Annotated in this window: 13 protein-coding genes; 3 read left to right on the top strand and 10 right to left on the bottom strand. The window is 45.6% G+C overall.

Features of this window, described 5'->3' with window-relative positions; genetic code table 11:
- The coding region (locus KIO97_RS05580; protein ID WP_285381428.1) for a Calx-beta domain-containing protein at nt 1-6,004 on the top strand (6,004 nt) is incomplete at its 5' end.
- A 117-nt stretch (nt 6,005-6,121) separates the two neighbouring features.
- Here KIO97_RS05580 and KIO97_RS05575 read toward each other — a convergent pair.
- Together KIO97_RS05575 and KIO97_RS05570 are read right to left on the bottom strand one after the other, a co-directional pair.
- Entirely contained in the window at nt 6,122-6,748 is a 627-nt protein-coding gene (locus KIO97_RS05575; protein WP_050905916.1) for an OmpA family protein, read from the bottom strand.
- A 1-nt stretch (nt 6,749) separates the two neighbouring features.
- Nucleotides 6,750-8,066, bottom strand: coding sequence for a TolC family outer membrane protein (locus tag KIO97_RS05570; RefSeq protein WP_285381426.1), 1,317 nt, complete (start codon nt 8,064-8,066; stop codon nt 6,750-6,752).
- 402 nt (nt 8,067-8,468) lie between these two features.
- On the opposite strand from KIO97_RS05570, the gene KIO97_RS05565 reads away from it, so the two are divergent.
- Nucleotides 8,469-16,019 (top strand): Calx-beta domain-containing protein, encoded by a 7,551-nt coding sequence (locus tag KIO97_RS05565; protein WP_285381424.1) that lies wholly within the window; start codon nt 8,469-8,471, stop codon nt 16,017-16,019.
- Between the two features lie 67 nt (nt 16,020-16,086).
- Here KIO97_RS05565 and KIO97_RS05560 read toward each other — a convergent pair whose 3' ends face one another.
- Nucleotides 16,087-17,280: a class I SAM-dependent methyltransferase gene (locus KIO97_RS05560; RefSeq protein WP_045373320.1), complete on the bottom strand. Its 1,194-nt coding sequence runs from the start codon at nt 17,278-17,280 to the stop codon at nt 16,087-16,089.
- Between the two features lie 219 nt (nt 17,281-17,499).
- Complete coding sequence (locus KIO97_RS05555; protein WP_228173941.1) at nt 17,500-18,903, bottom strand: methyl-accepting chemotaxis protein; 1,404 nt, start codon at nt 18,901-18,903, stop codon at nt 17,500-17,502.
- Between the two features lie 90 nt (nt 18,904-18,993).
- Here KIO97_RS05555 and yccX point away from each other — a divergent pair, with 90 nt between their 5' ends.
- Nucleotides 18,994-19,266 carry an acylphosphatase gene (yccX, locus tag KIO97_RS05550; RefSeq protein WP_010448072.1) on the top strand — a complete coding sequence of 91 codons (273 nt, stop codon included), beginning with the start codon at nt 18,994-18,996 and terminating at the stop codon, nt 19,264-19,266.
- A gap of 47 nt (nt 19,267-19,313) precedes the next feature.
- Here the strand turns inward: yccX and KIO97_RS05545 are convergent, their stop codons facing one another.
- The 6 genes from KIO97_RS05545 to KIO97_RS05520 form a co-directional block, all read right to left on the bottom strand.
- Entirely contained in the window at nt 19,314-19,643 is a 330-nt protein-coding gene (locus KIO97_RS05545; RefSeq protein WP_285381420.1) for a TusE/DsrC/DsvC family sulfur relay protein, read from the bottom strand.
- 353 nt (nt 19,644-19,996) lie between these two features.
- Nucleotides 19,997-20,659: a Bax inhibitor-1/YccA family protein gene (locus KIO97_RS05540; protein ID WP_005532392.1), complete on the bottom strand. Its 663-nt coding sequence runs from the start codon at nt 20,657-20,659 to the stop codon at nt 19,997-19,999.
- A gap of 366 nt (nt 20,660-21,025) precedes the next feature.
- Nucleotides 21,026-21,775 carry an amino acid ABC transporter ATP-binding protein gene (locus tag KIO97_RS05535; protein ID WP_005532391.1) on the bottom strand — a complete coding sequence of 250 codons (750 nt, stop codon included), beginning with the start codon at nt 21,773-21,775 and terminating at the stop codon, nt 21,026-21,028.
- A gap of 23 nt (nt 21,776-21,798) precedes the next feature.
- The gene (locus KIO97_RS05530) at nt 21,799-22,896 is read right to left on the bottom strand and encodes an amino acid ABC transporter permease (protein WP_134976972.1); all 1,098 of its coding nucleotides are present in this window, start codon (nt 22,894-22,896) and stop codon (nt 21,799-21,801) included.
- A 1-nt stretch (nt 22,897) separates the two neighbouring features.
- On the bottom strand, nt 22,898-24,103 hold the full coding sequence (locus KIO97_RS05525; RefSeq protein ID WP_005532389.1) for an amino acid ABC transporter permease: 1,206 nt from the start codon (nt 24,101-24,103) through the stop codon (nt 22,898-22,900).
- Nucleotides 24,104-24,183: 80 nt separating this feature from the next.
- Nucleotides 24,184-25,212 (bottom strand): amino acid ABC transporter substrate-binding protein, encoded by a 1,029-nt coding sequence (locus KIO97_RS05520; protein ID WP_005430967.1) that lies wholly within the window; start codon nt 25,210-25,212, stop codon nt 24,184-24,186.
- Nucleotides 25,213-25,288: the final 76 nt, after the last annotated feature.

Genomic DNA, 25,288 nt, shown 5'->3' with positions numbered 1-25,288 from the left:
GACATTTAGTGTCTCTGGTAACAGCAATATTCAAGTATCGATTGTGGATGGCATTGCGACGATCACGCCAACAGCAGACTGGAATGGTTCTGAAGAGTTAACGTTTACCGCTGAAGACCCAAGTGGTGAGACAGTAAGTCAAGTAGTCGATTTCACCGTAGCCGCAGTGGCAGATATTGTGTCTGACAGCGCTGATATTGTGGAAGATACGCCAACAAAACTGGATGTGCTGGGTAACGATAACTTTGAAGGTGATGCGCCTGTTGTATCAGTAGAAGCGGGCCATGAGCCAAGCAATGGCACAGTAGTTGTGAACGATGACGGCACAATCACTTACACACCGAACCAAGATTACAATGGTCCTGATCTATTCACATATACAGTGAGTTCGGGCGGTGTTACTGAAACCACAACGGTTACCCTAAACGTAACTCCAGTCAACGATAAACCGCTAAACGAAGATTTTGACCATAGTGCAAATGAACTCATTACAAATGTGATCTTTGATACGGATGATAAACCGCTGGATGAAGGGGTGGATAGTGACCATATCTCTGATCTTGAAGATGACTTGAGTGGTGATGAACTTCAGATTCGCATCACAGAGTTGCCGACATCTGGCACTTTGTACTTCAAAGATGAGGATGGAGATCTCCAAGAAATCACATCAGCCGACGGTACATTGTATGACAAAGATAGCATCTACTATGAGGCGGATAATGTAGGTTTCTTACTGGGCATTAAGGACAGACCAGACACTCCTGACGGTGCTGAATCCACCACCGATTTCTACAACTGGGGTTTGAGTGCCGATGGTGGTGAATCGCATTCAAGGACAGAGTACTTGGTCAATGGCGCTTCGATTGATATCTCATCTGACAGCGGTGTACTTGCTCAGTACAATCAAAAGGTTTCGCACATCGGCCATGGTATTGCGGATAATGATGGTCAAGGTATCCAGCCAGGTGAAACGATAAGTATTGATTTGTCTGAGAACCCGGTAGGTAGCGTTAACCTTGGTCTCGATGGTCTAGGAGGGTTGTTCGAGCATGGTAGCAATAACGCGGCCCTAATTACTGTTACTTATCAAGATGCTAACGGAGCAGAACATACGCAGGTTATTGAATTCTTGAAGCCTGAAGGAAATAGCATGCTTTTCCAAGAGACCAGCATCGGTTACGGAAAAGATTATGAATTACCAGAAGGGTCTGTGATTACACAGCTCGATTTCTCGACTAAAACATCTGGGAATTGGGAATTGCGTTATGTGGAAGGCTTTCCGCCAGAGGATAGTTTTGACTACGTGGCTGTTGATTCAGGAAATGCAGAAAGTGACCCTGCAACTGTTACCATTACTAACGAAGTTCTTGATGGTAACGTTTCTGAAGATGGGCCGAGCTTAACCCTTATAGGTAATTCCGTGGTTGAAGGTGAAGACATAACGTTTTCCGTTGCTCTGGACGAAGTAACCGAAACCACAGTCAAATACCCAATTGATATGCTTGCTCAAGGTTCATCTGCTGATAACGCTGATGTAAACCTTTCCGATGTGAGTTTTACTAATGGCGTAACCTTCGCCGGAGGTTTCTTAATTGTTCCAGCTGGTGTGAGTGCTTTTGAAGTCATTGTGCCGTCGATTGATGATCTTGCTTTAGAAAACGCTGAAGACATGGTACTCGAGATTGGTGATGAGTCTGGGATTGCGACAATACAAGACAATGACAGTACAACTCTTTCAGTAAGTCAGGTTGGTGACGTTAATGAAGGCTCTGATGCTGTATTCACGGTTTCTTTGTCTAATGAGGTTCAAGACCCATTTGTTGTCAATCTTAAACCGACGACCGATGGTAGCTATACCGCTGAAGATGCCGATCTTGGTCAGATGGTCGTAACTTATATTGACAGTCAAGGCAAAATCCAAACATTAAATGTTACACCGGATGGCGACGTTACTATCCCCGCCGGTATTACGTCTATCACCGTTACTATTCCGACAAAGACGGATGGCGTTTATGAAAATACAGAGAGTTTTGGTCTAACTGTTACCGATAACGTTGGAGTAACGAGCAATGGCGCTGCGACAGGTGACGCGAACATTATTGATGCAGAAAGTGCGCCAAAAGTCAGCATTGTCGCAGACCAAGCATCGGTTGCAGAAGGTGGTGACGCGGACTTTACCGTTAGTATCGACCAAAAATCCGATGAGGATGTTGTGGTGAGCTTCACCATTGGTGGAGATGTTGATGACAAAGATTACAAAGCGCCGACCATTTACACGGTTACCATTCCAGCAGGGCAAACCTCTGTTGCTCTGGATGTCACAACGTTAGACGATGGTATCTACGAAGGAACTGAAAACTTAACGATAACGTTGACTAATACATCCGGTGCAGATTCAACACTGGACGCCGATACGAAAGAAGCGACAGTTTCCATTACTGATGCTCAATCAGCACCAGAAGTGAGCATCAGTGCTGACCAGAACAATGTGAACGAAGGTCAAACGGCAGGTTTTACTGTAACGCTTGACCAAGTCTCAGATGAAACTGTAACAGTTAAGTTCGAGTACACCGGTGTAGCTGAAGACGGTAAAGACTTCACTGGTATCGCAAGTATCGAAATCCCAGCGGGACAATCTTCAGCTGATCTTGATATCGGCACGCTAACGGATGGGACTTATGAAGGTGCCGAATCCTTCACGGTGACCATCAAAGATGTTGATGGTGCGGATGCAGCCATTGGTGCGAATGACAATGCAAGCGTGGTTATTAACGATGCTCAGCAAGCGCCAACAGTCAGCATTGTTGCAGACCAAGCATCGGTTACAGAAGGTGGTGACGCGAACTTTACTGTTAGTATCGACCAAAAATCAGATGAGGATGTCGTGGTGAGCTTCACCATTGGTGGTGATGTTGATGATAAAGATTACCAAGCGCCGACCATTTACACGGTCACGATTCCTGCAGGGCAAACCTCTGTCGCTCTGGACATCACAACATTAGATGATGGTATCTACGAAGGTGCTGAAAACTTAACGATAATGTTGACCGATACCACTGGTGCAGATTCAACTCTGGACGCAGATGCGAAAGAAGCGACAGTTTCCATTACTGATGCTCAATCAGCACCAGAAGTAAACATCAGTGCTGACCAGAACCATGTGAACGAAGGTCAAACGGCAGGCTTTACTGTAACGCTTAGCCAAGTCTCAGATGAAACTGTAACAGTTAAGTTCGAGTACACTGGTATCGCTGAAGACGGTAAAGACTTCACTGGTATCGCAAGCATTGAAATCCCAGCAGGGCAATCTTCAGCTGATCTTGATATCGCCACGCTAACGGATGGGACTTATGAAGGTGCTGAGTCCTTCACGGTGACCATCAAAGATGTTGATGGTGCGGATGCATCCATTGGTGCGAATGACAATGCAAGCGTGATTATTAACGATGCTCAGCAAGCGCCAACAGTCAGCATTGTTGCAGACCAAGCATCGGTTACAGAAGGTGGTGATGCGAACTTTACCGTTAGTATCGACCAAAAATCCGATGAGGATGTCGTGGTGAACTTCACCATTGGTGGCGATGTCGATGACAAAGATTATCAAGCGCCGACCATTTACACGGTCACGATTCCTGCAGGGCAAACCTCTGTCGCTCTGGACATCACAACATTAGATGATGGTATCTACGAAGGAACTGAAAACTTAACGATAACGTTGACCGATACCACTGGTGCAGATTCAACTCTGGACGCAGGTGCGAAAGAGGCGACGGTTTCTATTATTGACGCGCAAAAAGAGGTGCTTTCATTGCAAAATGTTGTTGGCCTCGAGGATCAGTTCATCGAGCTTGGCATTGTTGTAAATGACGGCGATACCTCAGTCCAAACCGTCGAGTTAAATGGAATCCCGCAAGGCTCTATTATTGAAATTGATGGGCAAGCTTCCATCGTTGGCAGTGTTGACGCAATAGTCGTTAGTATTGATGACATTAGCTCTGTAAAAGTCAAAGCACCAGAGCATAGTGACGTTAATTTTGATATCGCAGTTATTGCAAGAGACGATAGTGACACAATCGTTGAGACAGGCAGCATATATGTTGATGTTCATCCTGATGCGGATAAGCCGATATTAAATATTGGTGGTTTTGAACAAGTCGCGGCGATTGACTTTGAAGATGTCACTATTAAGTCAGGTTCGTGGGATAGTGATATTGAAATTAACAAAGTGGAAGGCGCGGGGACGGTAGGACAATGGTTTACCTCAAATCCTGGCCAACACGTTGAAGTTGGAACTGAGGGCACATACCTGCCAGGCAATTCAACAAATCAAGTAATGGAGATTGAAGGCGAAGTTGGGGACAAGGTCTTATACACCGATATGGATCTTGTTGCCGGACGTTTTTACAACTTTGAATTTGATATTGCTGCCAGAACGAATAAGGCACACACATCTGATATGTCGGTGACCCTTATTAAAGTGGATGATCACGGTAATCCAATTGATGGCAGTGAAGTTGTGTTGTATGACTTCGACCCGACAACTCATGGCTGGCATAAAGGTGAATCTATTACACTTCCAGTTGAGGAGTCAGGTAAGTATCGCTTGTTATTTGAAGCTGATGAAGCCGACTCTACAGGCGCCATTATGGATAATATTAAGTTCACTGCAGTTGATAATTTGGGCTACGAAAACTCTTTTATTAAGCTCAGTGAAATAGACGCATCACTTCAAGATAGCTTGGACCAATCCGAGAGTTTGACAGTCGAATTAACAGGAATACCTGTCGGCTCGGTACTTAGAGATGGTGAGGGTGATAGTGCAAATACCTACGTAGTTACACAAGAGAACAAAGACGATCGCATAGATGTTACTGATTGGGATTTGTCTAACCTGCAAGTCAAAACTCAAGATGCTGGTATATTTGCGATTACTGTGATTGCGACTTCAACAGAGCGTGATACCAACAAAGACGATGAACACGGCGATCATATTGATGTGGGTGGCAGTTTAACGGCTGAGAGTACAGCTAGTATCAATGTTGAGGTAATTGACAAGCCTACATCTGGTGGTGATAACAATGAACGTCCTGAACCAGACTACACCGCTGGTGAGGACATGATTGACTCTGTAGCTTATCGATCAGGGTTTAACGACTTTAATTGGCAACAGAGTGCAGCCTATGTGAATGCTGGCAATCCAGAACAAAACGGCTTATACGATTACGACCCGAGCTCCGGTGTGAGTATTGATGTTGGTACTGGTAACGATAAAGTACTAATGGGCGGCGGTGACGATATAATTTACCTAGGCGAAAGCCACGTACAAGTTCAGGACGGAGATATATCTGATGATAAGTTTAGTTCTGTACTAGCTGACTTTGCTGCAACGGAACTGAACGCCTTAACAGATACCTTTGGCGAACAGGACCAACATTTGAAGATTGAGTCGCAAAGTAAACCCGGTTTGGATATTGGTCATGGGGGGGCTGGAGATGATGTAATCTTTGGCGAAAAAGGCTCTGACATTGTATTTGGAGGAACAGGGCACGACACCTTAGATGGCGGAGATGGATCCGACGCTGTACGAGGCGGATCCGGCAATGACGTTCTTATTGGAGGCTCGGGTGATGATATTCTAATCGGAGATGATGGCGAGGATATCTTCAAGTTTGTTGATGACGGCTCAGGTATTCGTGATGGGGAAGTAGATACGATAAAAGACTTCACGAAAGGTGAAGATAAGATTGATATCTCTGACTTGCTTCATACGGATGACTTTGATTCTGTCGACTCTTTATTGGCTAATAACGAGATTGGTCTTGAAGCCGATGGTGATAACCTGATTCTAACGATTTCTGAATCAGATGGGTCGTCGAGCCAAAAAGTCGTGATTGAGGGTGGTTCAAATCAATACAGTGAGCTCTTAAGCGACGGTTCTTTATCTCCAGCAGATGGTTCCGCCATCCTTAACGACCTGCTAAAAATCAATAACGACATCACGTAGTTATTATTCACCAAACGGAAGGAGAGAAAGTACAGCTTCCGATTGCCTTAAATCCAACTAAACAAAAAGGTCTAGCAGAGTGCTAGACCTTTGTATTTAGCATTTAAACTAACAACACTAACTCTTAGGCAGCGTCGTGAAAATCGTCCACTCTTTCTCAATTTCACCTTTATAGCCAACTACGGTAGCGGTTACCCGGCGGTTTAGTGCGTGGCTGGTTTCGTCCGTGCCCTGAGATGCGAGATTGGTTTCTCCAAATCCGACGATACGTAAACGCTCAGGAGAGATACCGTTATTAATTAATTCTTGCCTCACACTTTCGGCTCGTCGTTTTGAGAGTGCAAGGTTATATTCGTCTGTACCAGTGATACTTGTATAACCTTGTAGTTCGATTGATGTAGTAGGGTATTCTTTTAGGAAGTTGGAAAGGTCACTGATTTGATTTACGAAGACAGGTTCAATTGCAGAGGAGTCGTTAGCAAATAAGACTCGAATCTGCATTTGCTTAGAAGACTTAGCGTATTTTCCACAACCATCGTTGTCAATTTCTGAGCCCTCAGGAGTTCCCGGGCAAAGATCTCGCGCATTGATAACACCATCACTGTCATCATCGATCAAATCGGCGATCTGATCTGCATTGGGAGTCTCTATGTATTCATATTCGTCGCCCATTTCTCTATTCGAGTTAGAGCCACTGCATGCTGAAATCAAACAAACCATGAACAAAATAGGTATTATCTTCATATTAATACTCCACTTTCTCTAGCCACTCTTGCGGGATGTCGATACGCAATGAGTTAAGCAGTTGTCCAGTTGCGTTCATTACGCGGTATTTTGCGTACTGTTCAGCGTACTTCGCATCCAAATAATCTTTACGTGCTTCGAAGAGTTCGTTTTCCGTGTTGAGTAAGTCTAATAATGTTCGCTTGCCAATACGATATTGTTTCTCGTAGGCAATAACCGTTTTGGCTGCAGAGTCAACATGGTCAGACAAGAACTCTTTTTGTTGTAAAGTTAAGTCCAACGCACTCCAGGAAAGCCTTAATCCTTCTTCCACATTTTGATAGGCGCCTTCACGTAAGTCTTTTGCTTTATTCAGTTGGTAGGCAAAGTTTTCGGAGTTGGCTGCATCACTGCCGCCATTATATAAGTTGTAACGGAGTCTAAGCATAGCGAGTGTCTCGTCGCTTCTACCTTTCAATCCATCGGCATCATCACGCCAAGTTTGAGATGCCTCAATTGAAAGCGTAGGGTAGTTGACCCCTTGAGATTGCTTGTACTGGAATTTGGCTGAGTCTACATCAGCAAGCGCCACTTGAATCACAGGATGTACCTCGAAGGCTAAGCCAATAGCATCATCGATTGTGTACGGAAGAAAGTTCTCATCAGCTCTCGGGAATATCAATCCTTGCGGAGTCTGCCCAACAAGCCGAGTGAACATAGTATGCGAATCGAATAGATTGTTTTGTGCGGCGGCTAGGTTTCCGTGTGCCTTTGCTAGACGCGCTTCAACTTGTGTTAAGTCCGCGGTTGAACCAATCCCTGAGTTTACCCGCTTCTTAATGTCCGCATAAATTTTCTTATGTACTGCTAGATTATTTTCGGAAAGTGTCAGAATTTCATAAGCTTTAACCGCATCTAAATAAACGCTCGTTACTTCAAGTGCAGTATCAGACGCGTCTGCTAAGAGTTGAAACCTTACGGATTCAGCATCAGCAGCCGTTCGGTCGATATCGTTGAGTGTCGCGCTCCCGTCCCAAATTAACTGGGTTAAAGTCACCGATGCCTCTTTCCTTGTGTAATCAGTATCCCCTCGACCGCCTTCATCAGATGGGTCCAAGCCTTCGTAGCCAATTCCAGCATCAAGGTCGATTGAAGGCAGGTATGCACCGGATGCCGCTTCCTTTACATACTTTCTGCTGTTGAACTCGTTAAATGCACTTTTTATGTCAGGATTATTTTTTAGTGTAAGTGCGACCGCTTGCTCTAAAGTTTGACCGAGAACGGATGGAGATAATATCAAACTACAGCAACAAGCTATTTTTAATCGATTCCATTTCACGGTGATTCTCCTAGAAATTTGGTATTGCTTCTTAATATTTCATCTCGCTAATGAGACAAAACAACACAAATAACAGCTGTCGTTAGATTAAATAATCAACGTCCTGCTAACCCTAGGCTTTTATTCAGAAAATACAGTGACTCGCCTTATAAGACCTTAGCACATATGACAGATGTTGCTCATTTGTTCGCAGGTTCCTTTTTGAAGAAAAGTCAGAATTCTTAATACCATAGCGTCCTTCTCCGTATTTTAACGTTCATGTAAGGCCAACCCCGCCCCTTGGGTTTCTCTACACTTTGACGCCCTTACGTACAGCGAAAAAGAAATGATTTTGACTAAACTATAGTCGTATTTGTTGGGGTGACAAACTTTTGACAACTTGAAAGCCTGGTGGGGTGATTTATGGATAGAGTAACCTTTAGCTCGCTTGCGAGTAATATCGTAGTTATTGGAATTGACGGGGAAATTAGGACCTTAGAACCAGGTCAGGTCCCTGCCTCTGGGGAATTGGTTATCACTGAAGTGTCTGACATTTCTCAGTTGAATTTTGAACAAATAGCCCCTGATGGCAGCTCAATTAATGTAACGGACGATATCACCGCACTAATTGAGGCAATCGCAGCCGGGGAAGACCCTGCACAGCTTGAAGGTGACTTTGAAACTGCGGCTGGTGAATCTTCGGGTTCTAGTCCTCAAACCACTGGGGCAGTTGATCGTACAGGCGCAGAGGCCCTTGCTAATACGGACTTCGAAACGGTCGGCACAGCAATACCCCTATCAGAAACTCAAGAGCTTTCGTTGCTTGAGTTTATCAACCAACAAATAATTATCCCTGCTCAGGTTATCGTTCAGGACATATCCAGCCCGACAATAAACGAAGGTGATCAAGCGTCTTTTGAAGTCACTCTCGACCAGCCCACACAGCAAGAGACTGAGGTGACCTTATCCCTTAGTGATGATTCTGCGACAGGGGGAGCTGATTATGACAACTCGGTTATTACTATTACTTTTGAAGATGGAAGTACGGATCAAATAAATGTCGGAGAAGATGGGACGTTTTCTGTTTCAATCCCCATTGGAGGTGAGTCGTTCGTAATCACGGTTGATACGATTGATGACGACGTATTTGAAGGAAACGAAACCTTCACGTTAAGCGGAGGTACGGAGAACCAACCTGAACCCGTTACAGGTGTGGCAACAATAACAGATGATGGCACTGGTCCGGGTGAAGAGCCTGATGACGATAGACCGACCGTTGCTTCTGTAAGCGATACAACCGTAAACGAGGGTGAGGAAGCTGTGCTTGAGGTAACGCTTAGCAACCCGAGTACGTCAGAGACGACGGTGAACATGACGTTATCTGACGGAACTGCGGAGGGTGGATTAGATTACACAAACACTTCCGTCACTATTACGCTCGAGGATAACAGTACTCAGATTGTTAATGTAAACCCAGACGGTAGCTTTGCTGTCACTGTCCCTGCGGATGAGGTTAGTTACAATGTCACGATAAATACGAGAGACGATGATTTGTTTGAAGGAACTGAGACGTTTACGTTATCGGGCTCAACAGAGAATCAAAATGGCACAACGTCAGGAACGGGAACCATCGTTGATGACGGTTCTGGTCCCGGTCCCAATCCGGGTGACGATAGACCGACAGTTGCATCTATTAGTGATACTACGGTTAATGAGGGCGATTTAGCCATATTAGATGTGACGCTTAGCAACCTAAGTACGACCGATACTGTGGTCAGTATGAATCTGGATGATGGTAGCGCTGAAGGTGGAATAGATTACACCAACACGTCTGTTACGATTACTTTCGAAGACAACAGCACTCAAGTCGTAAACGTCAACCCAGATGGTAGCTTCGATGTATCCGTGCCAGCAAATAATATAAGTTACAGTGTCGCTATTGGTACGGTTAATGACGACCTCTTTGAAGGCTCAGAAACATTTACTTTGTCTGGAAACACTGGTAATCAAGCGATTCCTCAGACGGGAACAGGGACCATTATTGATGATGGTACTGGCCCGGGACCTGACCCTGATGGCGACCGTCCAACGGTTTCTATCAGTGATGCTGGCACGATTAACGAAGGCGATACCGCCAACTTCGTTGTCTCGTTAACTAATGCATCAGAAGCCCCAGTAGAAGTGCAACTCGACCTTAACCTCGGTGATACCGAAGCAGGTGACCTTGGTACTCTTGAATACAACACTGGCTCAGGTTGGGTTGCCGTCCCTGTTGGTGGTGTAGTAAGTGTTCCTGCTGGTATGACTCAGTTCGATGTGCGCATTGCTTCGATTGATGACGAAGTTTATGAAGGCCCAGAGAACTTCACCGTAGATGTGACCGGTCTCGGTCCTGTCCAAGGCACAGACACAGGTACTGCAACCATCGTCGATGATGGTACAGGTCCTGATCCCGATCCGGACGATGACCGTCCAACGGTTTCTATCAGTGATGCAGGCACAATTAACGAAGGTGACACCGCCAATTTCGTTGTATCACTGACCAATGCTTCTGAAGCCCCAGTCGAAGTTCAACTCGACCTTAATCTTGGTGACACCGAAGCAGGCGATCTCGGCACTCTCGAATACAACACTGGTTCAGGTTGGGTAGCCGTTCCTGTAGATGGCGTAGTGACTGTACCAGCAGGCTTAACTGAGTTCGATGTTCGAATCGCATCGATTGACGACGAAGTCTACGAAGGTCCAGAGAACTTCACCGTAGACGTGACCGGTCTTGGTCCTGTTCAAGGTTCCGATACGGGTACCGCAACCATTGTTGATGATGGTACTGGCCCTGATCCCGATCCAGATGATGACCGTCCGACGGTTTCTATTAGTGATGCTGGTGTCATCAGTGAGGGTGATACGGCTGATTTTGTCGTTACTTTGGCAAACGTTTCTGAAGATGATGTTCAAGTCGAGCTAGGTCTCAACCTTGGTGATACCGAAGCAGGTGACCTCGGTACTCTCGAATACAACACCGGCTCAGGTTGGGTTGCCGTCCCTGTTGGTGGTGTAGTAAGTGTTCCTGCTGGTATGACTCAGTTCGATGTGCGTATTGCATCGATTGATGACGAAGTTTACGAAGGTCCAGAGAACTTCACCGTAGATGTGACCGGTCTCGGTCCTGTCCAAGGCACAGATACGGGTACCGCAACCATTGTCGATGATGGTACCGGTCCTGATCCCGATCCGGACGATGACCGTCCAACGGTATCTATCAGTGATGCAGGTACGATTAACGAAGGCGATACCGCTAACTTTGTTGTCTCGTTAACTAACGCTTCTGAAGCACCAGTTGAGGTTCAACTCGACCTTAACCTTGGTGATACCGAAGCTGGTGACCTAGGTACTCTCGAATACAACACTGGCTCAGGTTGGGTAGCCGTTCCTATCAATGGTGTGGTGAGTGTACCAGCAGGCTTAACTGAGTTCGATGTACGAATTGATTCTATTGATGACGAAGTCTACGAAGGTTCTGAAAACTTCACCGTAGACGTAACTGGTCTCGGTCCTGTTCAAGGTTCCGATACGGGTACCGCAACCATTGTTGACGATGGTACTGGTCCTGATCCCGATCCGGATGATGACCGTCCAACGGTATCTATCAGTGACGCCGGCACAATTAACGAAGGTGAGACCGCCAACTTCGTTGTCTCATTGACTAATGCATCTGAAGCACCAGTTGAGGTTCAACTGGGTCTCAACCTTGGCGATACCGAAGCAGGCGACCTCGGTACTCTCGAATACAACACCGGCTCTGGTTGGATTGCAGTGCCTATTGATGGTGTAGTGACTGTACCAGCAGGGTTAACTGAGTTTGATGTGCGTATTGCATCGATTGACGATGACGTCTACGAAGGCCCAGAGAACTTCACGGTAGATGTAACTGGTCTCGGTCCTGTCCAAGGCACCGATACCGGTACCGCAACCATTGTTGATGATGGTACTGGGCCTGATCCCGATCCGGATGATGACCGTCCGACGGTATCTATTAGTGATGCTGGTACGATTAACGAAGGCGATACCGCCAACTTCGTTGTCTCGTTAACTAATGCATCAGAAGCCCCAGTAGAAGTGCAACTCGACCTTAACCTCGGTGATACCGAAGCAGGTGACCTCGGTACTCTCGAATACAACACCGGCTCTGGTTGGATTGCAGTGCCTATTGATGGTGTAGTGACTGTACCAGCAGGGTTAACTGAGTTTGATGTGCGTATTGCATCGATTGATGACGAAGTTTATGAAGGCCTAGAGAACTTCACCGTAGACGTGACTGGTCTCGGTCCTGTTCAAGGCACTGATACCGGTACCGCAACCATTGTTGATGATGGTACTGGGCCTGATCCCGATCCGGATGATGACCGCCCGACGGTATCTATCAGTGACGCTGGCACGATTAACGAAGGTGACACTGCCAATTTCGTTGTCTCGCTCACTAACGAGTCTGAAGCTGCGGTTCAGGTTCAGCTTACTCTTAACACTGGTGACACCGGAGTGGGTGATCTAGGCACGCTTGAATATAATACTGGTTCCGGCTGGGTTGCAGTTCCGAATGATGGTTTAGTCACGGTACCAGCAGGCTCGACTCAATTTGATGTTCGAATTGATACCCTGAACGACGCAGTGTTTGAGCAGGATGAGGACTTCAGTGTTTCTGTTGTAGGCGTTGGTCCTGTATTGGGCTCTGATGTCGGTAATGCAACAATTATCGATAATGATGCACCTCCAGCTATTTCCGACGTTATCGATGCGGTTGTTTCAGAAGAAGGGTTAACCGATGGTATACCTGATTCCACGGGTTCTCCTACCGATACTACAAATGCAGCCAGCTTCTCAGGGTCATTTACAGTTGGAGACCCGGATACAGCTAATGTTTCAGTCGTTCTTTCTGGTCCAAATACACTCACATCAGTTGGAGAGCCTGTGTCTTGGGCATGGAACAGCAATACTCAAACATTGATGGCTTCTACTGCGAGTTTAGCTGTTGTTGCAACTGTTGTTCTCACGGAGCCCGCTGTCTCAGGGCAAGGAACATGGGGTTACACCATCACACTCTTAGAACCACTCGATCATCCTGTTAATGACGTCGAAGATTTGATCGACTTTGATTTGCAGATCTCAGTGAGTGATGGTCAAACCACGAGCTCCCAAAGTATGAACGTGGTTGTCGAGGATGACTGCCCACATGTTCCAACGTCTTCTCAAGCCGTAGATGTGTCGCTTACAGATATCCCGGAAATTCTCACTGGCAATATTAGCTTTGTGGGTAATGAATCCGATGCATTCAGCCGAACTTTCGGAGATGTCGAAGTGACTGCTTTGGGATTTTTGTCTAATGAGTCTACCGATCTTGGCGCCGCAGAGATTAATCAAACTTCATCAGGTATTGGTGTGAAAAGTGTCGGTAATAACGGTTATCCGCTTGCTAATGAGGTGGATTATCGTTTTGCCAATGATACCGGTGTCTCAGAACAACTGATCATCGACTTGGGCGACAAGATTGCCTTTGGTGCTGAGATCGAATTCGAGAAGATGTTTGGCGGTGAGTTAGAAGAAGGTCTTGCATCTTTCTATCGAGATGGTGTTTTGATCGCACAGCAATCTTTTAGCTCTGATGCGGCAAGTGGTGATTATGCGGCTAACTTCAGTGTTCAACAGGGTGGTTTTGATAAGGTTATTCTTGAAGCCACAGGTAATGGTAACGGGCCAAACACCGCAGACAACAGTGACTTTACCGTCAAATCTATCACCTTTACTGGGGCTGATTCCGTCATTCCCATTGCAACAGCAGAGGGGAATTTAGGCGCACTCTATGGCGCTGATGGCCCAGGAAGTATCGTTCTTAATGGTGCAGAGAGTGGTCTAGAAACGCTTGATGACGAGGCTATCAGTGTTGCGATTGATCCACAAAACCCAAACAGATTAGTCGGTGAAGCGAACGGCGAGCTGGCGTTTGAAGTTCAATTAACGCCAAGCACCGGGAAGTGGGAATTCTTCCAGTACGTACCTTTGACCTCTCCAAGTGGTGATGGTGATATCGACTTCAGTTACACGATTACCGATAACGATGGTGACAGTAAAGCGGGGAATTTTGCGGTTAATCCATATGCGCCTCCGATTGTTGAAGGCGTCACGCTTAATGTTTCTGAAGAGGGTTTGGGTAATGCTATTGCCGATGACTTCGCGCTGAATGGTTTTATGGACACCACAGATTCAACGTTAGATATGGATCAGTTAACACTTGGTCAAACGGTTGACTCGGTCGCACTGAATGTCCCAACTGCGAACCTAACCAGTAACGGTGAGGCAATCACATGGGCCTTGTCCAACAATGACCAATTGCTTGTTGGTTCAGCGGATGGAGAAGAGGTCATTAAGGTCTCAGTTAATGATACGGGGGCAATCTCTACTGAACTTCTTGGTCCAATAGATCATCCAGATACTTCTGGCGAGGACTCTTTAAACATTGAGGTTCCTGTCGTTGTTTCGAATGCTCTTGGGTTGACGAACTCCACGATAGCAAATGTTGTTATTGAAGATGATTCACCTGATTCGACATCCATTGTTCATGATGTGGTCGCGGAAACAAAAGAGAGCGCTAACGTTCAATTGATTATGGATGTTTCAGGCTCGATGCGTACGGGTAATCGCCTTCAAATAATGAAGGACTCGGCAACTCAGTTATTAAATCAGTACGAATCGATTGGCCAAACTCGGGTTCAAATCATCAAATACAGCGGGTCGGCAACAACGTACGCTATTGCTGGGGCCACATGGTTAACCGTAGATGAAGCGAAAGCGTACATTGATACACTTACTGCTGGCGGTGCAACTAACTACAATCGCGCAATTAATGAAGCGAAGGGCTCTTGGGATGATGCGGGGAAATTACCTAGTGCATCAAACGTGAGCTACTTCTTATCTGATGGTCAACCAAATCCAGCCTCATCATTCATCAATGATGCTCGTGAAAACAGTTGGATAGATCACTTGACCGATTCTGATAATCAGATCACAGCGCTGGCTTATGGCATGGGCGTGAACCTGATGCCTGATCAGTTAGACCGTGTTGCTTACGATGGCTTCTTGAACCAAGACCTTGATGGTGTAGTAGTGCCCGACGTTAATCAGCTGCCTCCAGTTATGTTGCAGTCCGTGATTCAACCTGTTGGTGGTAACCTCATGTACACCACATCACCGGATACAGGTATTGGTGCAGATGGTGGTTACATCAGCGAAATAGAACATGACGGTGTCACTTATTTATTTGATGGTGCAGACTTGACGGTTGTAGACAACAACAACGACATCTCACATGCGTTTGACGATATCACGATGTTACTCACTATCTACATCGACAGTAAGCACACGTTAGAAGTCGATTTGAATGATGGCGCGTATGCCTTCTATGGTGCGGTAGGTGACATAGTAGAAACGTTAGACTTCGATTACGTGCTTACCGATAACGATGGTGACCAATCTGAAAATACACTTCAGTTTGTGATTGACGAAAATGGTGGTGTAAACGCGGCGAGCGGTGGTGCTGCGAACATCATTGAAGCGGAAGTGGATGTAAGCCATGACATTTTAATTGGTAATGACAACGAAGCGGACATATTTAGATGGGTTAATGACTCACTAGATTCCGGCACGGACTTGGTACGTGGCTTTGAACGAGACCTCGACATTCTCGATCTAAACCAAGTTGTCGAAGATGCAGGGCATAACACCATTGAAGAGCTGCTCAATAGTATCGACCTAAATGTTGACGGCGAAGATCTATCGCTTGAAATCACCCACAACGAGGGTAACTCCATCCAAACGATCGTCATTGAAAAAGGAGCTTCCGAGTTTAGCGATTTGATCATCGGAAATTTGGACTTTGAAAGAGATGTCTTATCGGCTCTCACAAAAGTTAATTTAGATTCATAACAAAAAAGGGCCAACAGGCCCTTTTTCTTTGCTTCAATTCTTTATCGTTGGCTATGACTAAGCCCGATTATAGAACCTTACACGCAAAGCCTTTTAGGTAGAAACCTTCTGGGTAGGCCGTATCCGTTGGGTGGTCGGCTGCTTGTTCAAAACGCTCTACAAACTTAACTTGGCGGTTTGCATCTACTGCGGCGTCAGCAATGATTTTTTGGAACAGAACTTGGTCCATTAAGCCTGAGCATGAGTAGGTCAATAGCGTGCCACCTGGGTTTAGAATTTGCATCGCCAACATGTTGATGTCTTTGTAGCCACGACATGCACCGTTTAGCTGTGCTTTACTTTCTGCAAACTTCGGTGGGTCCATGATCACAACATCGAACTTCGTACCTTGGTCGCGGTATTCGCGTAGCAATTTGAACACGTCTGCGTTTAGGAACACAGCACGCTTTTTCGAGATATCAAACTCGTTCAGCTCTGCATTGAATTTTGCAGTATCTAGAGCTGGTTGAGATACGTCCGCGTTGATAACACGTTTCGCGCCACCTTTTAGTGCGTACAGACCAAAACCGCCGGTGTACGAGAAACAGTTCAGAACTTCTTTGTCTTTCACGTATTTCATCGCTTGTTGGCGGCTATCACGTTGGTCTAGATAGAAACCCGTTTTATGGCCACCGACGATATCGACACTGATTTTCACGCCGTTCTCTTCAATTACCACAGATTTTGGTGGCTCTTCACCGTGCAGAACGCCAGTGGTTTCTTTCAAACCTTCTTTCTTACGTACCGCGACATCAGAACGCTCGTAAACGTTGCAGTCAGGGAAGCACTCAACCAAAGCATCAACAATCGCTTGCTTGTTGTACTCCGCGCCCGCACTTAGAAGCTGGCACACAAAGAAGTTTTGGTAGCGGTCGATCGTCACACCTGGCATACCGTCTGACTCTGCCGCGATAAGGCGGTAACCAGTAAGACCGTCACGCTCAATAACGTCTTCACGAAGAAGCTGAGCGTTGTTGAAACGCTTAACAAAAAACGCTTTGTTGATCTCTTCTTTTTCAAAACTCCAAATACGAGCACGAATTTGAGAAGCTGGTGAATATGCTGCTTTAGCTAGCCATTTTCCGTCGTGAGTGAATACATCAACGGTTTCGCCAAGAGCAGGTTCGCCCTCAACTTTACTGATGCCTCGAGAGAAGATCCAAGGGTGCTTGCGCTTAACCGATTTCTCACGACCTTTAACCAAATAGATAGCAGCTGTCATTTCTTTAGCTCTTGTTGAATTTTGAAAGGGGCGTATTGTCCGGGATGTTGTCCGCAAAAGCAATATCCATCGACAATCCAATCATTTGTAGAGGCTTTAATTATATGCCGAGAACCGGAACAAAGGGCCACTTTAAGGTGGTAAGAAACTAGCGGTAGGTACAAAAAAGGGCCACCGAAGTGACCCTGATTTTTCAACTTATAACCAAGCTTTATATAACTAAGCTTTAAGGCCTGTCAGTAGCGACTCCATGGTGTCACTTTGAGCTCGAAGCTGCTCAACGTTTTGCGACGTTGTGCTGATCATCGTACACACATTGTTTGCTTGAATGCGGACTTCTTCAACGCTTGACGCAATATTGTCAGCCACGACGCCTTGCTCTTCTGCAGCGGTTGCAATTTGGATGCTGCTGTCAGAGATAGTTTGGTTCTTATCTGCTAGTGAGCCGATCTCGTGATTTACTTCTGCCATCAGAGTTTGGCCTTCGTTGGCGTTATGCACCGTTACTTCCATCAGCTTAGTGAGCGATTGGCTGTTACGTTGTAGCGCTTCAATCATTGCTTGAATCTCTACCGTCGCTTGTTGAGTGCGGCCCGCAAGAGCACGAACTTCATCAGCAACAACGGCAAAGCCACGACCTTGTTCGCCTGCACGAGCTGCTTCAATCGCAGCGTTCAAGGCGAGTAGGTTAGTTTGCTCAGAGATACCGTTGATGGTCGTTACCACTTCATCAATCTGCGCCGCGTTTGCATCCAGCTCTTCAACCGCTTGAGACGCGGATTGGATCTCAGTAGAAAGGTTCGAGATAGAGTGAAGGGTATTTTCTACTTTCACTTGGCCAGATTGCGCTACGCTGCGTGCATCGTCTGTTTGTGCGCTTGAATCGTGTGCCAGTGTTGCCACCTCACGAATCGTAGAGGCCATTTGCTCCGTTGCACTTGCCAGAGAGTTTAGATGCTCTTGTTGGGTGTTAGAAATCTCAGAGCTGTTTTGAATCGATAGGTTCAGATCAGAACTGATTTGCTGCATCAGTGCGACAGACTCTTGAATCGACTGAACCATTTTTTGTTCGCGGTCGGCAACTTTGTCTATCGTAATTGCGATTTCACTGAATTCATCACGAACGCGGAAGAAGTTCATACGTGCAGTCAAATCACCATCAGCTAATGTGTTCAGTGCTTTGTTCATCGTAAACATAGCGCCACCGATGAAGGTCATGATGTAGTAAACACCCAGCGCGATGATAAATAGCGTAACAAGGATAATGCTTACTTGCGTCGTAGAAAGCGCCGTCCAAAGTGATTGCTCATGACTTGCAACCAGACTAAACGCGCCATTCATTACCGACACAGAGTCAGGTCCCGTGCCAAGAGTAATTGTATCCGAACTCGCGATTAGACTAGCAACTTGAGATTGCGAGAGATTTCCTGCTTCAATTAAGCCTTTCATCAAGATCAGCTCTTCTTGGTACAAGTCAGAGATGAGTGAGTTAGCGGCACTGTTCAAAACAAGAGTAAGAATGACTAATGCGAGGAGAGGAAGGAAGAAGAGTAAATAGAACTTTTCTTGAATCTTTAAGTGGATAAGGTATTTATCAATCCAACGGAAAGGAATTTCTTTCATAATTATTATAACCATATAAAAACCCACTATCCTTAGTGGGGTAAATAGACGCAAATAATATATCACTCAAATATAGGGAGCGGTATACGGATGGTACTAAAGTGTGAGAAGTTTCTGATAGTAGGTCATGTACAAGGGGTAGGATTTCGATACCACACATCACATCAAGGATTGAAGCTCGGTCTAACAGGGTATGCGAAGAACTTAAACAACGGAGATGTTGAAGTGATTGCCTGTGGCACAGAAGAACAAATTGCAGCGTTTTCGGCGTGGTTAGAGGAAGGGCCGCGGACGGCGACAGTAGACAGTGTCACTCAGGAAAGTGTGTCTTATAAGCCTTTCCGCGGATTTAAGATCTTATAGCTTTACAGTCAATTATTTTGTAAGCGATGTGGCTGGAAACAAGTGCCTTACAAACATTTCGCTGGTTTTGGTAGACCAGCCAATTTGGTTGCTTGTTTTGCAGGGCCTTTCTTAAACAGTTTGAATAGGTACTTGCTGTTACCTTTTTCCGGGCCGTGTGCCTTTTCCATTGCTTTTACTAGCATTCTTACTGCTGGTGATGTGTTGAACTCTTCATAAAAATTACGTACAAAGTGAACCACTTCTAAGTGCGCTTCTGTTAGTTCAATTTCTTCTTCTTTTGCTAGAAGCTCAATCATGCCTTCTTCCCACTGAGTGTGGTCAAGTAGATAACCTTGAGCATCGGTTTCAATTTCTTTGCCGTTGTAAACGAACATAGCTTTGCTTCCGCTAAGTAACCTTTGATACGTATAGGGTAGCGTAGAGGCTGACGTATTCTCAACAAAAGAATCCTTTGGGCTTTCCAAGCGATGTAAATGTGTGCAGTCAAAAGTAGACTTCGAACATGGGCAAGCAGTTTGGATAAATCAACGGCTATTCACTAAATTGTTGATTTATTCATTTGGTTAGAAAATTCTCGGGGTGAGTATTTTGGTTTTTGCATGAATATTCAAATTTCTGTTTTAAGGAGTTGGTGTAAAAAAGGAGGTAGCATCCACAAGGCTAGGCGCAAAGAAAAAGCCCGAAGTACAACTTCGGGCTTTTTGGAGTTTCAATTCAATCTGACGGTTTAGTCGTCGTTCATGATGCCTAGGATGCTTAGTAGGCTGATGAAGATGTTGTAGATTGAAACGTACAGTGTAATCGTTGCAGAGATGTAGTTTGTTTCACCACCGCGGATGATGCCTTGAGTGGTCATCAGGATTGCCATAGTAGAGAAAACAATGAACAAGCTGCTAAGTGCTAGGTGTAGGATCGTTGATTGGATGAAGATGCTCGCAATCATACCCACTACTAGAACTACAAATAGTGACAGCATTAAGCCACCCATCATAGATAGGTCGCGTTTTGTCGTTAGAGCGTAAGCCGATGCAGCCATGAACGATAGAGCTGTACCGCCAAGAGCTGTTAGAACAACGTCGCCCATACCAGCGCCGATGTACATGTTTAGGATTGGACCAATGGTGTAACCCAAGAAGCCTGTGAATAGGAACGTAAACACAAGACCTAGGCTGTTGTTACGGTTCTTTTCTGTTAGGAATAGTAGACCGTAGAAACCGACCAACATTAGGATAATACCCGGACGTGGAAGGTTAAATGCCATTGATACGCCAGCAACCAGTGCTGACCATAGTAGAGTCATAGAAAGTAGTGCATATGTATTACGCAGTACTTTGTTGGTTTGTAGAGCACTCTCTTGAGTAGTAGTGCGAGAAAACATAGGACTGTTCATAATCTTCCTCTATAAGGGACTGTCTTATCTTTAATATATAGACATATATGGGCCCGATAGTTCAAAAAATCAAGCCCGCCACATGTATATCTAGAACAAAATAATAATAGAAATAATGTGTTATGTATGTGGCAACTTGTAACACAATATTACCGCCTTGCATAGCGAAGAAAGGCTTACTATTCAAAGCATTGAAGCGCAGCTCACGAAGTAGGTTGCAAGATTGCGCGAATTTACAACATCTTGAATCAACTGGATTTTCGTAACAAGGGTGATATGCACTTGTTGGAGTAAAGAAAAAGCGCTGATTTGAGGTCAGCGCTTTACACTCTTATTTCATTTTTCGTCTGAATGTTTAAATCACAATTAGTGATGAAGGATCTGGGCTAAGAAGTTCTGAGTTCGATCCGATTGTGGGTTCTCGAAGAAGTCGACAGGGTTGTTTTCTTCGATAATTTCCCCCGCATCCATAAAGATAACTCGGTCGGCAACTTCTTTTGCAAAGCCCATCTCGTGCGTCACACACAGCATGGTCATGCCTTCTTCTGCGAGCTCAACCATTACGTCAAGCACTTCACGCACCATTTCTGGGTCGAGTGCCGAAGTGGGTTCATCAAACAGCATTACTTTAGGGCTCATACAAAGAGAGCGGGCGATCGCCACACGTTGTTGCTGACCACCGGAGAGCTGCCCCGGATACTTGTCGGCTTGGTCTGGGATCTTAACGCGCTCTAGGTACTGCATTGCGACGGCTTCAGCTTCTTCTTTCGGCATTTTCTTCACCCAGATAGGGGCAAGCGTACAATTCTCCAAAACCGTTAGATGAGGGAAGAGGTTGAAGTGCTGAAAACACATACCTACTTCACGACGAACCGCCTCAATGTTTTTCAGGTCTTCGGTAAGTTCAGTACCCGACACATAGATACTGCCAGCCTGATGCTCTTCCAAACGGTTGATACAACGAATCATGGTTGACTTACCTGAACCTGAAGGGCCGCAGATAACGATTTTCTCGCCTTTTTTTACCTCTAGATTGATGTTCTTTAGTACGTGAAACTCACCATACCATTTATTCATGTCCTTCAACTGGATCATATAATCTTGTTGTTGCGTCATAATACGTCCTTGATCTTGATGAGTTATCGTTTGTGACCGGTATGCAGTTTGTTTTCAAGCCATATCGAGTAACGTGACATGCCAAAACAAAATACCCAAAACACTAACGCGACAAATACATAACTTTCGGTTGCGAAACCTAACCACTCTGGGTCGGTATTCGCGGCTTGTCCGATGCCCAGTACGTCAAACATACCGATAATAAGCACAAGACTGGTATCTTTAAACAGGCCGATGAACGTGTTCACGATTGAAGGGATAGTGATCTTCAGCGCCTGAGGCAAAATGATCAGTCCCATTTTCTTCCAGTAGCTAAGACCAAGAGCATCCGCCGCTTCATATTGTCCTTTCGGAATCGCTTGCAAGCCACCACGCACTACCTCCGCCATGTAGGCGGCACTGAACATAACCACACCTATTAGCGCACGGATCAGCTTGTCAGTTTCGGAGCCTTCCGCTAAAAACAGCGGTAGCATGACCGATGCCATGAACAGAACAGTAATGAGTGGGACACCGCGCCACACTTCAATGTACACCGTACAGATACTGCGAATAATTGGCATATCTGAACGTCGACCGAGTGCTAACGCAACACCAATTGGTAAAGAAACAACGATACCAACAAGCGCAATGATCAACGTAACTAATAGACCACCCCATTTGTGTGTCTCAACGACTTCAAGACCAAATACGCCACCATATAGCAATGCGGCAATAATGAATGGGTAAATGTTTACGAAGAACAACCAAATCCAAATGCGTTTCGGCGTTTTCTCGTAAGCGAGTAGCACTGTAAAGATCGCCAATGTGATGTAGAACAGGCGAGGGCGCCAGAGTTCAGCTTCTGGATAGAATCCATACATGAACTGTTCCCAACGGACGCTGATAAAAACCCAACATGCGCCTTCGCGTGTACAGTCGTCTCTGGTTGCGCCAATCCAATCCGCATTAACAAATGCCCAATCAATAATGTTCCAAAGGGCTGAGAACACGATGTAAGCAAGGATAAGCGTGACAATGGAGTTCACCGGCCCATTGAATAAGTTTTTGCGTAGCCAACCTATTACTCCGACAGTGTTCGCCGGTGGTGGAAGATCAGGTTGAAATTGATGTGTGCTCATATTATCTCTCCACCAGTGCAACTTTACGGTTGTACACGTTCATCAACGCCGAAGTAATCAAACTCAACGTCAAGTAAACCCCCATGGTCATCGCGATGATCTCAATCGCTTGCCCAGTTTGGTTCAAGGTGGTACCAGCGAACACAGATACCAGATCTGGGTAACCAATCGCCATTGCTAGCGAAGAGTTCTTGGTTAGGTTCAAATATTGGCTAGTAAGAGGAGGGATGATAATACGCAGCGCTTGTGGAATGACGACCAACTTTAGTGTCTTCGTTCGAGGTAAACCAAGCGACATTGCCGCTTCTGTTTGACCATGACTCACAGCGTTAATACCAGAGCGAACAATCTCAGCAATGAACGACGCGGTATAGACACTCAACGCAAGTAGGAGTGCTGCAAGTTCTGGAATGATGCTGATGCCACCACGGAAGTTAAAGCCTTTTAACTCTGGGTATTGCAATGAAATAGGCATTCCCGCTAAGAAGTAAACGACCAAAGGAAGCACAATGACTAAGCCAAACACAATGCGGCCCATCGGCGTTTGTTGACCCGTTAAGCGTTGCTTATTGTTCGCCCAAACGTTGATCAGAATACTTGCGATGATACCGATAATGAGTGCAGCAATAACAAAACTGCTTCCTGCTTCCATAACCGGTGCAGGGAAATACAAACCACGTACGTTCAAAAAGATAGCTTCACCAAGGCTCATGCTTTGACGTGGTGATGGTAGGGCTTGAAGAACGGCGAAATACCAAAAGAAGATTTGCAGAAGTAGTGGAATATTTCGGAATGTTTCAATATAAACCGCGGCTAATCGACTCACCAACCAGTTGGAGGAGAGACGTGCGATACCCATAACAAAACCAATTACGGTTGCGAGAATAATACCGAGCACAGAAACCAGTGCGGTATTAAGAAGACCAACGACGAAAGTACGCCCATAAGAAAACGTTTCATCGTATTCGATAAGAGTCAGGCCGATCCCAAAGCCTGCTTCTTGATTAAGGAAACCAAAGCCTGTTGCAATACCACGTGCTTCAAGATTGGTCAGCGCATTGTTGATGATTGTGTAGAAGAAAAATACCAGTGCAGCTACGGCAATGATCTGGAAAAGAGCGGAGCGAAAAGCAGGATTGTAAATCAGGCTCTTACTTCCGCTTGGTTTGGACATCGTACTTGGCGATGTATCATTCGTCGGTTTCATACAGCGATAACCTCAAACCCTTATTTATACAGTTACTCACGAAAAAGGGCGGCATAAACCGCCCTGTGATAATCGTTGTATTAGCGGATTGGTGGCGCGTACATGAAGCCGCCTGCATTCCATAGTGCGTTCACACCACGAGAAATTTTCAGCGGTGAACCAGTACCAACCGTACGCTCGAAGCTTTCACCATAGTTACCTACTTGCTTGATAACTTGGTAGCCCCAATCGTCACGAATGCCTAGACCTTTACCTTTCGGGCCGTCCACACCAAGAATACGTTTGATGTTTGGATCTTTCGATTTCAACATCTCATCAGCATTCTTAGAGCTAATGCCATACTCTTCCGCATTTACCATCGCAAATAGAGTCCACTTGGCAATATTGAACCATTGGTCATCACCTTGACGTACCACTGGGCCTAGAGGCTCTTTAGAGATGATTTCAGGAAGAACGGTTGCAGAAGAAGGGTCTTTAAGGTTTAAACGCAGAGCATACAGACCAGATTGGTCCGTCGTCAGTACGTCACAGCGACCAGCATCAAAACCTTTAGAAGTTTGTGCAGCTGTATCAAATACGACGGGTTTGTATGCCATACCTTGGTTGCGGAAGTAGTCCGCCAAGTTAAGCTCCGTTGTCGTACCTGACTGTACACACACTGATGCGCCATCAAGCTCCTTCGCACTTGATACACCAAGATCTTTCTTAACCATGAATCCCTGACCGTCGTAATAGTTAACGCCGACAAAGTTCAAGCCAAGAGCCGTATCACGGTGTAGTGTCCAGGTGGTGTTACGTGAAAGCACATCGATTTCACCCGATTGAAGTGCAGTGAAACGTTCTTTCGCGGTAAGGGGTACATATTTAACTTTCGTTTTATCCCCAAGAACGGCTGCAGCCAGTGCTTGGCAATATTCTACGTCGATACCTTCCCATTCACCTTTTGAGTTAGGGTTTGAGAAACCAGGTAGACCGGTACTTACGCCACAAGTAATAAAACCTTGTTTTGTGACTTTGTCCAGAGTAGTGTCTGCTGCTTGAGCTGAAGTCGCCATCATTGCAGTAGAAGCCGCTACGACGGAAGCAAGAACTGTGAGTTTATTCGCCATTTGTATCCTTCCTGTATGATCCATGTTTAATCAGGAGCGACCTGATACAACGTGTCCAATTCGTTTGTGTTTTCGT

The sequence above is a fragment of the Vibrio sp. B181a genome, assembly GCF_030248375.1.
Lineage (GTDB): Bacteria > Pseudomonadota > Gammaproteobacteria > Enterobacterales > Vibrionaceae > Vibrio > Vibrio campbellii.
Note: the sequence above shows the minus strand (reverse complement) of the source record. Positions and strands in the feature narration are given on the sequence as shown.

What these genes read in the sequence shown, in the direction of transcription:
- KIO97_RS05575 (WP_050905916.1), bottom strand. Translation starts at nt 6,748, where the DNA reads ATGAAGATAATACCTATTTTGTTCATGGTTTGTTTGATTTCAGCATGC.
- KIO97_RS05565 (WP_285381424.1), top strand. Translation starts at nt 8,469, where the DNA reads ATGGATAGAGTAACCTTTAGCTCGCTTGCGAGTAATATCGTAGTTATT.
- KIO97_RS05560 (WP_045373320.1), bottom strand. Translation starts at nt 17,280, where the DNA reads ATGACAGCTGCTATCTATTTGGTTAAAGGTCGTGAGAAATCGGTTAAG.
- KIO97_RS05555 (WP_228173941.1), bottom strand. Translation starts at nt 18,903, where the DNA reads ATGAAAGAAATTCCTTTCCGTTGGATTGATAAATACCTTATCCACTTA.
- yccX (WP_010448072.1), top strand. Translation starts at nt 18,994, where the DNA reads ATGGTACTAAAGTGTGAGAAGTTTCTGATAGTAGGTCATGTACAAGGG.
- KIO97_RS05545 (WP_285381420.1), bottom strand. Translation starts at nt 19,643, where the DNA reads ATGTTCGTTTACAACGGCAAAGAAATTGAAACCGATGCTCAAGGTTAT.
- KIO97_RS05540 (WP_005532392.1), bottom strand. Translation starts at nt 20,659, where the DNA reads ATGAACAGTCCTATGTTTTCTCGCACTACTACTCAAGAGAGTGCTCTA.
- KIO97_RS05535 (WP_005532391.1), bottom strand. Translation starts at nt 21,775, where the DNA reads ATGACGCAACAACAAGATTATATGATCCAGTTGAAGGACATGAATAAA.
- KIO97_RS05530 (WP_134976972.1), bottom strand. Translation starts at nt 22,896, where the DNA reads ATGAGCACACATCAATTTCAACCTGATCTTCCACCACCGGCGAACACT.
- KIO97_RS05525 (WP_005532389.1), bottom strand. Translation starts at nt 24,103, where the DNA reads ATGAAACCGACGAATGATACATCGCCAAGTACGATGTCCAAACCAAGC.
- KIO97_RS05520 (WP_005430967.1), bottom strand. Translation starts at nt 25,212, where the DNA reads ATGGCGAATAAACTCACAGTTCTTGCTTCCGTCGTAGCGGCTTCTACT.